Here is a 14,694-nt window from a genome sequence, read left to right as displayed (position 1 = left end):
ACTTTCCTGGCTGCTGCCGGAAGTGCCGGGTCTAGAATCACGGAAGAGTGCAGCGCTTTCGAGCTGCCGTCAACCCGCAACGATGCAGGAGCGCAATGTTCTCGAAGATATTGGTAGCCAACCGCGGTGAAATCGCGATCCGAGCCTTCAGGGCCGCTTATGAACTGGGCGCCAAGACGGTAGCTGTGTTTCCGCAGGAGGACCGCAACTCGATTCACCGGCAGAAGGCTGACGAGGCGTACCTGATTGGCGAGGAGGGGCACCCCGTCCGTGCGTACCTGGACGTGGATGAGATCATCCGCGTTGCCAAGGAATCCGGGTGTGACGCCATTTACCCGGGTTACGGCTTCCTCTCCGAGAACCCGCAGCTGGCCCGGGCAGCCAAGGAAGCAGGCATCACCTTCGTGGGCCCTGCCGCGGACATCCTTGAATTGGCCGGACACAAGGTCCATGCCCTTAATGCCGCGCGGGAAGCCGGCATCCCGGTCCTGCGCTCCACGCAGCCCAGCTCGGACCCGGAAAAGCTTCTCGCTGAAGCCGAGGACATCGGGTTCCCCATTTTCGTGAAGGCTGTTGCCGGCGGCGGAGGCCGCGGGATGCGCCGCGTGGACACCGCCAAGGACCTGCCTGAGGCGCTGAACGCAGCCATGCGTGAAGCTGACACCGCCTTCGGTGATTCCACCGTTTTCCTGGAACAGGCAGTGCTGCGCCCCCGTCACATCGAGGTCCAGATCCTGGCCGACGGCGAGGGCAACGTTATCCATCTCTTCGAGCGGGACTGCTCCCTTCAGCGCCGCCACCAGAAGGTCATTGAAATCGCTCCGGCGCCCAACCTGGACGAGAACATCAGGCAGGCCCTGTACCGGGACGCCGTGAAGTTCGCCAAGGCGCTGAAGTATGAAAACGCGGGCACGGTTGAGTTCCTTGTTGACACGGTGGGAGAACGCGCCGGACAGCACGTCTTCATCGAAATGAACCCCCGCATCCAGGTGGAGCACACGGTTACCGAGGAAATCACCGACGTCGACCTGGTGCAGTCGCAGCTGCGGATCGCGGCCGGCGAGACACTGGAGGACCTTGGCCTGCGCCAGGATGAACTGCGGGTGCGCGGCGCTGCTCTGCAGTGCCGTATCACCACGGAGGACCCGGCTAACGGGTTCCGCCCCGACGTGGGAAAGATCAGCGGCTACCGGTCCGCCGGCGGCGCAGGGGTGCGCCTTGACGGCGGCACTGTATATGCCGGCGCCGACATCAGCCCGCACTTCGATTCCATGCTGGTCAAGCTCACCTGCCGCGGCCGCAACTACCCGGCCGCCGTCAACCGTGCCCGGCGGGCTCTGGCCGAGTTCCGCATCCGCGGCGTCTCTTCCAACATTTCGTTCCTGCAGGCCGTCCTCGATGACCCGGACTTCATTGCCGGCGACGTCGCAACCTCCTTCATCGAGGAACGTCCTGAACTGCTCAGCGCCCGCGGCTCCGCAGACCGCGGCTCACGTCTGTTGAACTGGCTGGCCGACACCACGGTGAATAAGCCGCACGGAGAGCTCCCCGTCCACAGCGACCCCGCGGACAAGCTGCCGGCCAACCTGCCGGAAGTCCGGCCCGGCTCGCGCCAGCGGCTGGAGGAGCTTGGCCCGGAGGGATTCGCGGAAGAGCTGCGCGCCCAGCAGGCGCTGGCCGTCACGGACACCACCTTCCGGGACGCGCACCAGTCGCTGCTAGCCACCCGGGTCCGCACGCGTGACCTGCTGCTGGCTGCGCCCGCAGTGTCCGCGCTGACGCCCCAACTGCTGTCGGTGGAGGCCTGGGGCGGTGCCACCTACGACGTCGCCCTCCGCTTCCTGGGCGAGGATCCCTGGGAACGGTTGGCGTCCCTGCGCAAGGCTCTGCCGAACATCTGCATCCAGATGCTCCTGCGCGGCCGGAACACCGTGGGATACACCCCGTACCCGACCGAGGTGGCTGAAGCCTTTGTCCAGGAAGCGGCCGCTGCCGGCGTCGACATCTTCCGCATCTTTGACGCCCTTAACGACGTAGAACAGATGGAACCGGCCATCCGCGCCGTCCGGGCCACCGGCACGGCAGTTGCTGAAGTGGCCCTGTGCTACACGGCGGACATGCTGGATCCCAACGAGAAGCTGTACACGCTGGACTACTACCTGGACCTGGCCCAGCAGATGGTCGACGCCGGAGCCCACATCCTGGCCATCAAGGACATGGCGGGACTGCTGCGGCCCGCCGCCGCAGCCAAGCTGGTGGCCGCCCTGCGTGAACGGTTCGATCTGCCCGTGCACCTGCACACCCACGACACCGCCGGCGGACAGCTCGCCACCCTGCTGGCTGCGGCCAACGCGGGTGTGGACGCGGTTGACGTGGCCACTGCATCCCTGGCCGGCACCACCAGCCAGCCCTCCGCCTCCGCCCTGGTGGCAGCGATGGCTCACACCGACCGCGACACCGGCCTGGACCTGGACGCTGTCAGTGCCATGGAACCGTACTGGGAAGCGGTGCGCCGGGTTTACGCTCCGTTCGAATCCGGTCTGGCCGGACCCACCGGCCGGGTCTACCAGCACGAAATCCCCGGCGGACAGCTCTCCAACCTGCGCCAGCAGGCCATCGCCCTTGGGCTGGGAGAGCGGTTCGAGGCCATCGAAGACATGTACACCGCTGCGGACCGCATCCTGGGCCGGCTGGTCAAGGTCACCCCGTCTTCCAAGGTTGTCGGCGATCTGGCTCTGCAGCTGGTCGGCAGCAATGTGTCGCCTGAAGACTTCGAAGAGAGCCCACAGAACTTCGACATCCCGGACTCAGTCATCGGATTCCTCAGCGGCGAGCTGGGCAACCCGCCCGGGGGATGGCCGGAACCCTTCCGGACCAAGGCCCTCCAGGGGCGCAACATCAAGGTGCGCGACGCCGAACTCACCGAGGTGGACCGCGCCGGCCTCGCAGGGGATTCGGCCACCCGGCGGGAAACGCTGAACCGGCTGCTGTTCCCCGGCCCGGCCAAGGAATTCGCCACCGTGCGCGAGACCTACGGCGACGTTTCCGTGCTGGACACGCGCGACTACCTGTACGGACTGCAGCAGGGTGTCGAACACGTGGTTGAACTCGAAAAGGGTGTGCGCCTGATCGCCACCCTGGAAGCGGTCTCCGACCCGGACGAAAAGGGCATGCGGTCCGTGATGACCACGCTCAATGGACAGATGCGGCCCGTGCTGGTCCGTGACCGCAGCGTGAAATCCGACGTCAAGGTTGCCGAGCAGGCGGACCCGGGCAATCCCGGTCACGTCGCGGCTCCGTTTGCCGGGGCCGTCACCGTCACCGTAAAGGCGGGGGACGAAGTGGCGGCCGGTGAAACCGTGGCGACCATCGAAGCCATGAAAATGGAAGCATCCATCACGGCGCCGGTTGCCGGAACGGTTGCCCGGCTGGCGATCTCGGCTGTCGAACAGGTGCAGGGTGGAGATCTCCTGGTGGTGATTGAGCCCAGCGACGGCTAACCCGCGGCCAGTAGCTCCTATGAAAGGCCCCGTGATTCCGCTGACGGATCACGGGGCCTTTTTGCGCCCTAGACTGGACCCGTGACTCACTTTGATTTGGCCATTATTGGTTCAGGCTCCGGCAACTCCCTGATCACGCCAGACTGGGACGGCAGGAAAGTGGCGGTGATCGACGGCGGCACTTTTGGCGGGACCTGCCTGAACGTGGGGTGCATTCCCACCAAGATGTACGTCTATCCCGCGCAGCTGGCAGCAACCGGGACCGACGCCGCCCGTCTGGGGGTGGACCTGACCCTGGACAAGGTGCACTGGCGGGATATCCGCGACCGCATCTTTACCCGCATTGACGCGATTTCCGCCGGCGGGCGCAGCTACCGGGCAGATGAACTGGAAAACGTCACTCTCTACGACAGCTACGTCCGCTTCACCAGCGAGCATGCTTTGGAGACTGATGACGGCCAGCGCATCACAGCCGACCAGATTGTCGTGGCGGCCGGATCGCGGCCGGTGCTGCCGGACATTCCCGGCATTAGCCTGCCCCAGGTGCATACTTCCGACACAGTCATGCGCATCCCCGAACTTCCTGAGCGGATCCTGATCATCGGAGGCGGTTACATTGCCGCCGAGTTTGGCTTCGTGTTTTCCGCGTTCGGCTCCACAGTCACCATGGCCGCCCGGTCCGGCCCCCTTTTGCGCGCAATGGATGCCACCGTATCCGAGCGTTTCACCGAGGCAGCCTCCGAACAGTGGGACGTGCGGCTGAACACTGAGGTTAGGTCTCTGGTGGAGAATCCCGACGGATCCGTGCAGGCTTCCCTGGGAGGGCCCGAGGGGGAAAGCACGCTCGACATCGACCTGGTCCTGGTGGCAACGGGACGCGTGCCCAACACCGACCGTCTCGGCGTTGAAGCGGCCGGTTTTGACCTGCGCCCCGATGGACGGTTGGTGGTGGACGAGTTCCAGCGTGTGCTCAAGGACGGCAAACCGGTTGAAGGAGTGTGGGGGCTCGGCGATGTCAGCAGCGACTTCCAGCTCAAGCACGTCGCCAACCATGAGGCGCGCACGGTGGCGCACAACCTGGTGCACCCCGGCGATCTGCTGGCCAGCGACCACCGCTTTGTTCCCTCGGCAGTCTTCAGCAGTCCACAGATCGCCTCCGTGGGAATGACGGAGGAGGAAGCGTGCCGGGACACGGAGGCCCGGGGAGTGGAACTGGCACTGGCCGTCCAGGAGTACGGGTCCACCGCCTACGGCTGGGCCATGGAAGACAGCACTGGCTTTGTGAAGCTGCTGGCCGAAAAAGAGAGTGGAAAGCTCCTTGGCGCCCACATTGTGGGCCATGAAGCGTCCATGCTGATCCAGCCGCTGATCCAGGCCATGTCCTTCGGGCTGGATGCTTCGTCCATGGCGTCCGGCCAGTACTGGATCCATCCCGCCCTGACCGAAGTCGTGGAGAATGCCCTGCTCTCCCTCAAGACGGGCAAACACGACTAAGGGCCGGGAGCGGCGCAAGAACTTCAGCGCAACATGCAGAAGGTCGGCCGGGGTATCCCCGGACCGGCCTCCTGCATCTGTATCGCTCAGTTACACCTTCTGGCCGCTGTAGATCTCATCCACCACGGCGGAAAAATCCTTCAGAACCTGGGCGCGCTTGATCTTCATGGACGGCGTCAGGTGACCGCTGGCTTCGGTGAAGTCAGTCGGAACAATCCGGAACACTTTGATGGCTTCGGCCTTGGATACGTGCTTGTTGGCCCGGTCCACCAGCGCCTGGATCTCGGTTTGCAGCTGCTCTGTTTCGCCCGCTGCAGCTGCCGTTGTCCCGGCCGGCAGCTTGTGCCGTTCCAGCCAGCCCGGCAGGGCCTCCTCGTCCAAGGTGATCAGGGCCGAGATGAAAGGCCGCTGATCGCCCACCAGGACACACTGGGACACAATGGCATCGGCGCGGATTCTGTCTTCCAGGAGCGCCGGAACCACATTCTTCCCGCTGGCGGTGACGATAATTTCCTTTTTGCGTCCGGTGATTTTCAGGAAGCCGTCGCTGTCCAGCTGGCCAATGTCACCGGTGTGGAACCAGCCGTCCGTGAAGTTCTCAGCCGTGAGGTCCGGGCGGTTGAAGTAGCCCTTCATCACGCTGATGCCCTTGGCGAGGATCTCGCCGTCGTCAGCGATGCGTACAGCGTTGCCGGGCAGCGGCGCGCCAACGGTGCCAATCTTGGTTAGCTTGGGGGTGTTGACGGTTACGGGAGCGGTGGTTTCGGTCAGCCCGTAACCTTCCAGCACCGTCACGCCGATTCCGTGGAAGAAGTGGCCGAGCCGCTCACCCAGCGGTGCGCCTCCCGAGATCGCGTACTTGACCTGTCCGCCCATGGCAGTGCGGATCTTTCCGTAGAGAAGCTTGTCGAAGACGGCATGCTTGACCTTGAGGCTCAGCGGGACCTTGCCGGCTTCCTTTGCCTTGGACCATTCGATGGCCGTCTTGGCTCCGGCATGGAAGATCTTGCCCTTGCCGCCGTCTTCGGCCTTGAGCATGGAAGAGTTGTAGACCTTCTCGAAGACGCGGGGGACAACCAGCAGGAAGTCCGGCTGGAAGCTCTGCAGGTCAGGAAGCAGGTTTTTCACGTCCGGGGTATGGCCCACGGTGGCGCCGGCGGTCACGCACAACACTGAGATGAATCGCGCGAACACATGGGCCAGCGGCAGGAACATGATGGTTCGGGCGCCCTCGCGGCACACCTCGGGCTGGGCGGCGGCGGCGTTGCGGGACAGATTCACGAAGTTGCCGTGCGTCAAGTCGCAGCCCTTGGGCCTGCCCGTGGTTCCGGAGGTGTAGATGATCGTGGCGGTGTCGTCCAGGGTGGCCTTGGCGCGGCGCGCTTCAAGGTCTTCGTCCGACACCGTTGTTCCGGCCGTCCGGAGCTCATCGAGCCCCGGGCCATCGATCTGCCAGACGTTCTTTACAGCGGCCAGATCCTCCTCCACGGCTGCCTGGCGGACCACGTTCTCATGCCGGGGAGCTTCGACAACCACGCCCACAGCGCCGGAATCGCTAAGAATCCAGGCGACCTGGGACGGTGAGGAAGTCTCGTAAACCGGAACGGAGACGGCCCCGGCAAACCACAGGGCGAAATCCACCAGTGTCCACTCGTACCGGGTGCGGGCCATGATGCCCACCCTGTCGCCCGGCTCAACACCGTAAGCGGCAAACCCCTTGGCCAGTGCCCGGACATCTTTCAGGAACTCGGTGGCGGTAACGGGGGCCCACGCTCCGTCCGCTCCCGGCACTGAAAACAGGGCGGGATTGGAGGGCTTGGCCGCCTGCTCCAGCAATAAATCGGTGGTGTTGGACTCCAGCGGAGACTCCACCAGAGGGGGAACACTGTATTCACGCACGATAGCTCCTTTGATATCAGGCTGCCCCGCGGACGATTACGCAGACATTACCGAACAGCCTATAACGTGGATCACATTAAGTACCGGACGGTAACTTCTCGAACCAATAACGCTTTCAGAGTGTGGGCAGCGGCGAATAGAATGGACTATTGATGCCACCCGTAACCCCAGCGCCCGTACCCCGTTCGTCACCCATCCCGTGGCAGCGCCGCGGAACTGAACCTTTTCCCGCACGCCGTCCCATACGGCTGCCCAACCGGATGCGCCGGCGCGGGCTGGCCATTGGGATCGACATTGGCGGCACCAAAGTTGCCGCCGGCCTCGTCGACGGCGACGGCAGGGTCCTCGCGGAGGCGCGCCGATCAACGCCCGGACAGGATCCGCGGGAAGTCGAGTCGGTCATCGAGGACCTGGTGGCCGAATTGTCTGCCAACCACCATGTCTGGTCCGTGGGCATCGGTGCTGCGGGCTGGATGGACCTGGCCGGAAGTACAGTACTTTTCAGCCCGCACCTGGCATGGCGCAACGAGCCCCTGCGGGAAAACCTCGAACGGCTGCTGCGCCGGCGTGTCTACCTGGTCAACGACGCCGACGGCGCCGCCTGGGCCGAATGGCGGTTCGGATCCGGCCTGGGGCAGAGCCGGCTGGTCTGTGTCACGCTCGGCACCGGCATAGGCGGCGCAATGATCATGGACGGCCGCCTGGAGCGTGGACGTTTTGGCGTGGCCGGGGAATTCGGCCACCAAATCATCATGCCCGGCGGACAGCGCTGCGAGTGCGGTAACCGCGGCTGCTGGGAACAGTATGCCTCCGGCAATGCCCTCGGACGTGAGGCCCGTGAACTGGCCGCCGCCAACTCTCCGGTGGCACAGGAACTGTTGCGTGCCGTGGACGGAAACATCCGCGACATTACCGGCGCCGTGGTCACCAAAATGGCCCTCGACGGCGACCAGGCGTCCGTGGAACTGCTGGAAGAGGTGGGCCAGTGGCTGGGCCTTGGCCTGGCAAACCTGGCTGCTGCCCTGGACCCGGGGATGTTTGTGGTGGGCGGCGGACTGAGCGCGGCCGGGGACCTCCTGCTGGAGCCTGCCCGGCGGTCCTTTGCCCGAAACCTGACCGGACGGGGATTCCGCCCGGCGGCGCGTCTGGAACTGGCGGCCCTGGGGCCCGCTGCAGGAATGATCGGGGCAGCGGACCTGTCGCGGATCGCCGCCCGGCGCTGACGACGGCTGCCCCGTTCCGGGGTGGACGCGGCGGCGGGACCGTGTGCTAGACGGCTGCGCCGTCGTCGTCGTGGTGCTGGGGCAGCCGGAAGAGCAGATAACCGGCCGCAGCCACAAAGAGCACGATCACGCCCAGAATCACGGCCACCGGCGCACCCCGCCAGAACATGGCAAACAGCAGCAGCAGGATCGGTCCGCCGAGCGCACCCGTCCAGGCGAGGACCACCAGCGGCTCACCCGTGCTGAACGGCGGCGGTTCCGGCGGCACAAACTCACCCTCGGATTCGAGTTCCTCCGGCTCGTCGTAGTCGCGAGGCCCCCGGGGAGGAACTGTCCGGAAAGGCTGGTTTTCGAAAATGGCGCGGGTGCGCTCCGCGGCGGACCGGGGAACCGGACCGCCGCCGGCACCGTCGGCAGCAGCCGGGCCGCTGTCTGCTTCACCGAGGCCGCCGGTTCCCCCGGTGTCGTGTCTGTCCCCGGCAGCCGGTTCATCCTTCGGTCCGTCTACGCCTGCTGCTGCGGGAGGACTGGGCGCAGACCGTCCACCGTGGGTTTCATCGGCCGGCATGTTCTGCAGCCGCGAAACGAGGTCAAGCCAAACCGCCTCGTCGGTGGATTCGTTGCGCTCCGGTTCACGTTCTTTCATGCTGCAGCACCTGCGCTGATTCTTTGGATGAACTGGTGGGAACGGTCAAAAATTAAGGGTGCATCGTGGTCCATGGTGGCCACATGGTAGCTGTTTTCCAAGGGGACCACCTCCAAACCGCTGCCAAGATGCCGGCGAAGAACATCCATGCTCGATTCCGGGACCACCGGGTCCACTGCGGAACGAAAGACAATGACCGGCGCGGTAATCCTCGGCAGGGACGCCGTCGTGTCCCTGAACAGCCGCATCAGCTGGTGGACGCCGCCCACAGGGGTCCGCGAGTACGCGCCCTCGTCCTGGCCCGCGAGCTTGATGTTGTTGCCAATGGCAGGCACGGACCGCAGTACATATTTGAGCAGTCCGGAGTACCGCGCCCGCGGATCATCAATAGTCAGGCCCGGATTCACCACCGCCACCCCGGCCACCGGGCGGTGGGCAGCGAGCCGCAGGGCGAGTGTTCCGCCCATTGACAGCCCGGCGGCAACAACGCTGTCAGTGCGGCCGGCAAGCTGCTGATAAGCGCCGTCGTAGCTTTCATACCAGCGCTCCCAGGGGGTGCGTGCCAGATCCTGCCAGGTGGTTCCGTGCCCGGGGAGGAGGGGAAGGCTCACTGCGTACCCCTGGTCCGCAAGGTGCCGTGCCCAAGCCGCCAAGCTGACCGGAGAGCCGGTGAACCCATGGCTCAGGAGAACACCTGTGGCGGCGTTTGCGCCGTGCCCGTCGCTGGAAAAGGCGGCTGCGCCCGGTGGGGAAGTCATATCTCTATGGTTGCATCCGGGACCCGCTTTTCCACCCCCGCAGCGCTCAAAGTTGCGCCGCGTCCGAGTGCCTAAATACAGCCGGGGCAAGTGGGCGCATAGAGTAGGAGGTGGGAAACCAAACCGGGTCCCTGATTTGTTATGTCCGGACGGGAGAGCTGGCTACGTGTTCTATTGGGTGATGAAGACCATTTTCATCGGGCCGGTGGTCAATCTGCTCTTCAGGCCCTGGGTCAAAGGCATGGACAACGTGCCCGAAACAGGGCCGGCTGTACTGGTGAGCAACCACCTGTCCTTCTCCGATTCGATCTTCCTGCCGCTTGCGGTGCCGCGCCCCGTGAGTTTTCTGGCCAAGTCCGAGTACTTCACCGGGAAAGGACTCAAGGGCAAGCTCACCGCCGCCTTCTTCCGGCTCACCAATCAGCTGCCGATGGACCGCTCCGGCGGTGCCGCATCGGCAAGTTCCCTGAACGCCGGCGTGGACGTGCTGGAGAACGGCGGTCTTTTGGGCATCTATCCCGAGGGAACGCGCAGCCCTGACGGCCGGCTGTACCGCGGCAAGACCGGGGTGGCCAAGCTGGTGTTGAAGACCGGTGTGCCGGTGATCCCCGTCGCCATGATCGGAACGGACAAGGTCCAGCCGATCGGCCGAAAGATCCCCAATATCCGCCGCATTGGCATCATTGTGGGCGAGCCGCTGGATTTCTCCCGGTATGCGGGCATGGAGAATGACCGGTTTATCCAGCGTTCTGTGACTGACGAGATCATGTACGAACTGATGCGGCTTTCGGGTCAGGAATACGTGGATGTGTATGCCAGCACTATGAAGGAAAAGCAGGCTGCTGCACGCAAGGTCTCCAAGGGGTCCGAAGCGCGCAGCGCAGCGGTGCGCCTGCCCGGAAGCGACCACGGCGCAACGCGTTCCGGTGAGGCCGGCGCTGGCAACGGAACGGCTGCACCGCAGCCGGTTCAGCCCGGAGGCCGTTCCCGGCCTGCGACGCCGGCAACTGCTGCTGCGCCGGTCCCGGCGGCCGCAGACAGGGGCGGCGATGCCAGCGCCGACGGCGAAGGCAGTTCTGCGGCACCGGCGCCCGAGCAGAAGAAGACTGCAGCCGGACCGCCGCCCACGCGGCGGTCGCTTCGGAAACCAGGCACGGTCACCACGATCGGCCGCCGGAAAACGCCGCCGGCGGACGCCGGCATCGAACCCGAGGACACTGAGCCGCACAGCGCCTGAGACCTGCCGGGGCGGAGCGCGCGCCCGGCCGCCCGGCCCGGACGGGTCCGGCGGATGGAGTAGCCGGCGGCGGAACTATATTGCGTCGAAGCCTCGCAAGGTTACGCCCGCAGGTTGAACACTTCTGCCCCGGCGGCGTCCAGACAGTACCCTTAAAGGCGTGACCTACACTCCAGTTGACAACGCAGTAGATTCCTCCTCCGCAGCACGGCAGGGTGCGGCGGACTATCCGGGCTTGGATGACTGGCGGTCGTTGCCGATCGCACAGCAGCCTTCTTGGCGCGATCACCCGGGTTATGACGCAGCCATCGCCGAACTGTCCATGGTGCCTCCGCTGGTGTTCGCGGGCGAAGTGGACATTCTCCGTGACCGTTTGGCGGCAGCGGCCCAGGGCAAAGCCTTCCTGCTGCAGGGCGGAGACTGCGCGGAGACCTTCGACGGTGCCACCGCAGACAAGATCAGTGCCCGGGTGAAGACCATCCTGCAAATGGCGGTTGTCCTCACCTACGGAGCATCCCTTCCGGTGATCAAAATGGGACGGATGGCCGGGCAGTTTGCCAAGCCTCGCTCGTCGAACGATGAGACGAGGGCGGGAGAGACCCTGCCGGCGTACCGCGGTGACATGGTGAACGGTTACGACTTCACCCCCGAATCCCGCGAGCACAACCCTGCGCGCATGGTGCGCGCTTACCATACGTCCGCTTCCACGCTCAACCTGATCCGTGCCTTTACCCAGGGCGGCTTTGCTGACCTGCGTCTGGTGCACCACTGGAACAAGGGATTCACCTCCAACCCCGCGCATTCACGCTATGAATCGCTGGCCCGCGAGATTGACCGCGCGGTTCGGTTCATGGATGCCTGCGGAGCGGATTTCGAGGCGCTGAAGCGCGTCGAGTTCTTCGCCAGCCACGAAGCGCTCCTGCTGGATTACGAGCGGGCACTGACCCGGATCGATTCCCGCACCGGCCGTCCGTACGATACTTCGGGCCACTTCCTGTGGATCGGAGAACGCACCCGCGATCTCGACTCCGCCCACGTGGATTTCCTCTCCAAGGTGCGCAACCCCATTGGCGTGAAGCTGGGCCCGAACACCAAGCCCGAGGACGCCCTTGCCCTGATCGACAAGCTTGATCCGGAACGTGAGCCGGGCCGCCTGACGTTTATCACCCGCATGGGGGCGCAGAACATCCGCGAGAAACTTCCTCCGCTGGTGGAACGGGTCACCGCTTCCGGAGCCCAGGTCCTGTGGGTAACGGACCCGATGCACGGCAATACTGTCACGTCACCCAACGGATACAAGACCCGGAACTTCGACGACGTGATGGACGAGGTCCGCGGCTTCTTCGAGGTGCACAGTTCGCTGGGGACCTTCCCCGGCGGCCTGCATGTGGAGATGACGGGCGACGACGTGGCTGAGTGCCTGGGCGGCGCGGATCCCGTTGACCAGGAAGCTTTCCTCGAAGGCTACGAGTCTGTGTGTGACCCGCGGCTGAACCACATGCAGTCCCTGGAAATGGCGTTCCTCGTTGCCGGTGCCCTGTCCCGCAAGGATTAGCCTGTCCCGCAAGGATTAGTCTGTCTCGCAAGGTTTAGCCTGTCCGGCAAGGACTAACAGCTGACGGCTCTTCACGGCACGGGTAGTCCTTAACAGCGCAAAAAGTGCACGCCCCTCGGGGCGTGCACTTTTTGCGCTGGTACGAAGGTTCAGCTGAACGCAGCCGCCGCGGTCCTAAACCACGCGCAGCGTAATGACCGAACCCTCCGGCGCCATGGATCCGCCGCTGGGATCCTGCGACTGGACGATGCCCAGCAGCCCGCCCAGCAGTTCACTGATCTGGACCTGGAAGCCCAGGTCCTCCAATTGCGCCCGTGCGGTGTCGGGGGACTGGCGCACCACGTTCGGAACCTGCACCATCACCGGACCCTTGGACACGGTTAGCGTCACTGCGGAGCCGCGGTCCACAAGTCCCGAGGCCGGAGCCTGCACGGCGACGGACCCGTCCGGGATGTCCCGGCTGTTCACCCGATCGGGAAGCACCTCCGCGGTGAGCCCGGCCTCTTCCAGGAGCTGGATGGCCTCATCCTCGGTTTTCCCGACCACTGAGGGAACTTCCACCGGAGCAGGGCCGAGGGAGACAACTACGTTGACGGCCGTGTCCCGCCGCAGCTGCGTGTCGGGAGCAGGGAACTGGCTGATGACCTTCCCGGCATCGACCGATTCACTGTGTTCTTCAGTGACTGCTCCCACCGTGAGTCCGGCGTCCGTGATGTTCTTGGTGGCCGCCTCCAAGGTGCGCTGCACCACGTTGGGTACATCGAACAACTCCGGTCCCTTGCTGATGAGCAGGGTCACCGGCTGGTAGCGCCGGACTTCCGCCGGGGCATCCGGATCCGTTCCCACGGCAAGTCCGGCCGCAACAATTTCGTCATGGATCTCGCTGGTGGAGTACTTGAGCCCCTCACCGCTGAGCAGGGCTCCGGCGGCTTCCCGCGAAACGTTGGCTACGTCAGGGACAGCGACGACGGCGCCCGGGCCGCGGCCAAAGAACCAGCCGGTAAAGACGGCTGCAGCGATGAGCAGCACAGCCAGCACGACCAGAAGCGCGCCGCGGCGGCGGGGACGTCCGCGGCGCAGCGACACCTCGGGCCGATGCGCGTCGCGGCTGCTCTGACGCTGTGAAGCTTTGAATTCCCGGCGGGCCTGTCTCCGTTCGGCGCGGCTTCCGGCCGCGGCACGCTGCGGGGATCCGTCGTCTTCCGGTTCGTATTCGTCCGTTCCGCCCCTGCCATCCGGACCGGAGTCCCCTCGGCTGCCGGCAGGAAACACCGTGGTCTGGTTCCCGCTGCGGGAAATGACCTCAGTGGGATACGCGCCGGCTCCGCCGGATGCCTGAGCGGATGGTGAAACGATCTCGGTGGCTCCGGCGGGGGGACGCGGCAGAGCGGTGGTGGCGTCCGGGTCGGAAACCCCGGAGGCGCCGGATCCGGACGGAATTTGCCCGGTTGCACGGTCGTGGTCAGCACTGGTCCGAGGATCGGGGTCCGGGCACTGGAAATCCAGCTGGGCGTCGCTCAGCGAGGTCCGGATGTGGCGGAGCTCGCCCAGCAGGGCCCTGCCGTTCACCGGCCGGTTGTCCGGGTCGGGGGCTGTGCACCACTGGACCAGCTCGTCCAGGTCAGCGGCCAGCCCCGGACAGGATTCCGACGGAGCGGGAACCGTGGAATGGACGTGCTGGAAGGCAACCTGGATGGGGACTGTGCCGGTGAAAGGCTGGACGCCGGTGAGCATTTCGTACAGCATGATGCCGGCTGAATACACATCGCTGCGTTCATCTGCGCCGGTGCCGGTGACGAGCTCGGGGGCCAGATAGGCGACCGTTCCCACCAAGGTGCCGGTGTTGGTGCTGGTGGACACGGCCCGGGCCAGGCCAAAGTCGGCTATTTTGATGCTGCCGTTGTCCGCCAGCAGGACATTCTCCGGTTTTACATCCCGGTGGATCAGCCCGGCGTCGTGGGCGGCTGCCAGTCCGTCAACCACTGCGTCGAGCAGGGCGAGGGCCAGCCGGGGGGAGAGCCGTGTCCGGGTTTCCAGCAGTTCGCGCAGGGTCTTGCCCGGCACGTACTCCATCACCAGGTAAGCAAGGTTTTCCGCAAAACCCTGGTCCAGGACGCCGACGACGTGGGGGTGGGACAGGCGTGCGGCGGACTTTGCCTCCCGCTCAAAGCGGTCCAGGAAACCCCGGTCCGCAGCCAGATGCGGGTACAGGACCTTCAACGCAACATTGCGGTCCAGCCGCAGGTCAGTGGCCAGATAGACCGTGGACATGCCGCCGCGGGCAATACGGGACAGCACCCGGTAGCGGTCATCCACTACGGTGCCGACAAGGGGATCATTCACGGATTCATGCACTCTTTGATCCTACGTGTGCGAAAGGGC

General features: G+C 65.1%; 8 protein-coding genes and 1 pseudogene. 5 read left to right on the top strand and 4 right to left on the bottom strand.

Annotated elements, in window-relative coordinates:
* Positions 1-95 precede the first annotated feature (95 nt).
* Together CXR00_RS12125 and CXR00_RS12120 are read left to right on the top strand one after the other, a co-directional pair.
* Positions 96-3,500 carry a pyruvate carboxylase gene (locus CXR00_RS12125; RefSeq protein WP_104054715.1) on the top strand — a complete coding sequence of 1,135 codons (3,405 nt, stop codon included), beginning with the start codon at positions 96-98 and terminating at the stop codon, positions 3,498-3,500.
* Positions 3,501-3,581: 81 nt separating this feature from the next.
* Entirely contained in the window at positions 3,582-4,994 is a 1,413-nt protein-coding gene (locus CXR00_RS12120; protein WP_104054714.1) for a mycothione reductase, read from the top strand.
* 90 nt (positions 4,995-5,084) lie between these two features.
* Here CXR00_RS12120 and CXR00_RS12115 read toward each other — a convergent pair whose 3' ends face one another.
* The gene (locus CXR00_RS12115; RefSeq protein WP_104054713.1) at positions 5,085-6,893 is read right to left on the bottom strand and encodes a long-chain fatty acid--CoA ligase; all 1,809 of its coding nucleotides are present in this window, start codon (positions 6,891-6,893) and stop codon (positions 5,085-5,087) included.
* Positions 6,894-7,045: 152 nt separating this feature from the next.
* On the opposite strand from CXR00_RS12115, the gene CXR00_RS12110 reads away from it, so the two are divergent.
* Entirely contained in the window at positions 7,046-8,116 is a 1,071-nt protein-coding gene (locus tag CXR00_RS12110) for an ROK family glucokinase (RefSeq protein WP_104054712.1), read from the top strand.
* Between the two features lie 46 nt (positions 8,117-8,162).
* On the opposite strand, the gene CXR00_RS12105 is transcribed toward CXR00_RS12110, so the two are convergent.
* Both CXR00_RS12105 and CXR00_RS12100 read right to left on the bottom strand, forming a co-directional pair.
* Positions 8,163-8,762: a hypothetical protein gene (locus CXR00_RS12105; RefSeq protein WP_104054711.1), complete on the bottom strand. Its 600-nt coding sequence runs from the start codon at positions 8,760-8,762 to the stop codon at positions 8,163-8,165.
* On the bottom strand, positions 8,759-9,520 hold the full coding sequence (locus CXR00_RS12100) for a carboxylesterase (protein ID WP_104054710.1): 762 nt from the start codon (positions 9,518-9,520) through the stop codon (positions 8,759-8,761). The genes CXR00_RS12105 and CXR00_RS12100 overlap by 4 nt, the downstream gene beginning before the upstream one ends.
* A 166-nt stretch (positions 9,521-9,686) precedes the next feature.
* On the opposite strand from CXR00_RS12100, the pseudogene CXR00_RS18575 reads away from it, so the two are divergent.
* Positions 9,687-10,349: pseudogene (locus CXR00_RS18575) on the top strand (lysophospholipid acyltransferase family protein); the annotation flags it as partial.
* Between the two features lie 568 nt (positions 10,350-10,917).
* Entirely contained in the window at positions 10,918-12,312 is a 1,395-nt protein-coding gene (locus tag CXR00_RS12090; RefSeq protein WP_104054708.1) for a class II 3-deoxy-7-phosphoheptulonate synthase, read from the top strand.
* Positions 12,313-12,486: 174 nt separating this feature from the next.
* Here CXR00_RS12090 and CXR00_RS12085 read toward each other — a convergent pair whose 3' ends face one another.
* Complete coding sequence (locus tag CXR00_RS12085) at positions 12,487-14,667, bottom strand: Stk1 family PASTA domain-containing Ser/Thr kinase (RefSeq protein ID WP_104054707.1); 2,181 nt, start codon at positions 14,665-14,667, stop codon at positions 12,487-12,489.
* Positions 14,668-14,694: the final 27 nt, after the last annotated feature.

The organism is Arthrobacter sp. 9E16, from assembly GCF_002929435.1.
Taxonomy (GTDB): Bacteria; Actinomycetota; Actinomycetes; order Actinomycetales; family Micrococcaceae; genus Arthrobacter_B; species Arthrobacter_B sunyaminii.
This window is presented reverse-complemented; position numbering and strand designations above follow the sequence as displayed.

Coding starts and splice junctions, on each gene's coding strand:
- CXR00_RS12125 (WP_104054715.1), top strand. CDS start 96: ATGTTCTCGAAGATATTGGTAGCCAACCGCGGTGAAATCGCGATCCGA.
- CXR00_RS12110 (WP_104054712.1), top strand. CDS start 7,046: ATGCCACCCGTAACCCCAGCGCCCGTACCCCGTTCGTCACCCATCCCG.
- CXR00_RS12105 (WP_104054711.1), bottom strand. CDS start 8,762: ATGAAAGAACGTGAACCGGAGCGCAACGAATCCACCGACGAGGCGGTT.
- CXR00_RS12100 (WP_104054710.1), bottom strand. CDS start 9,520: ATGACTTCCCCACCGGGCGCAGCCGCCTTTTCCAGCGACGGGCACGGC.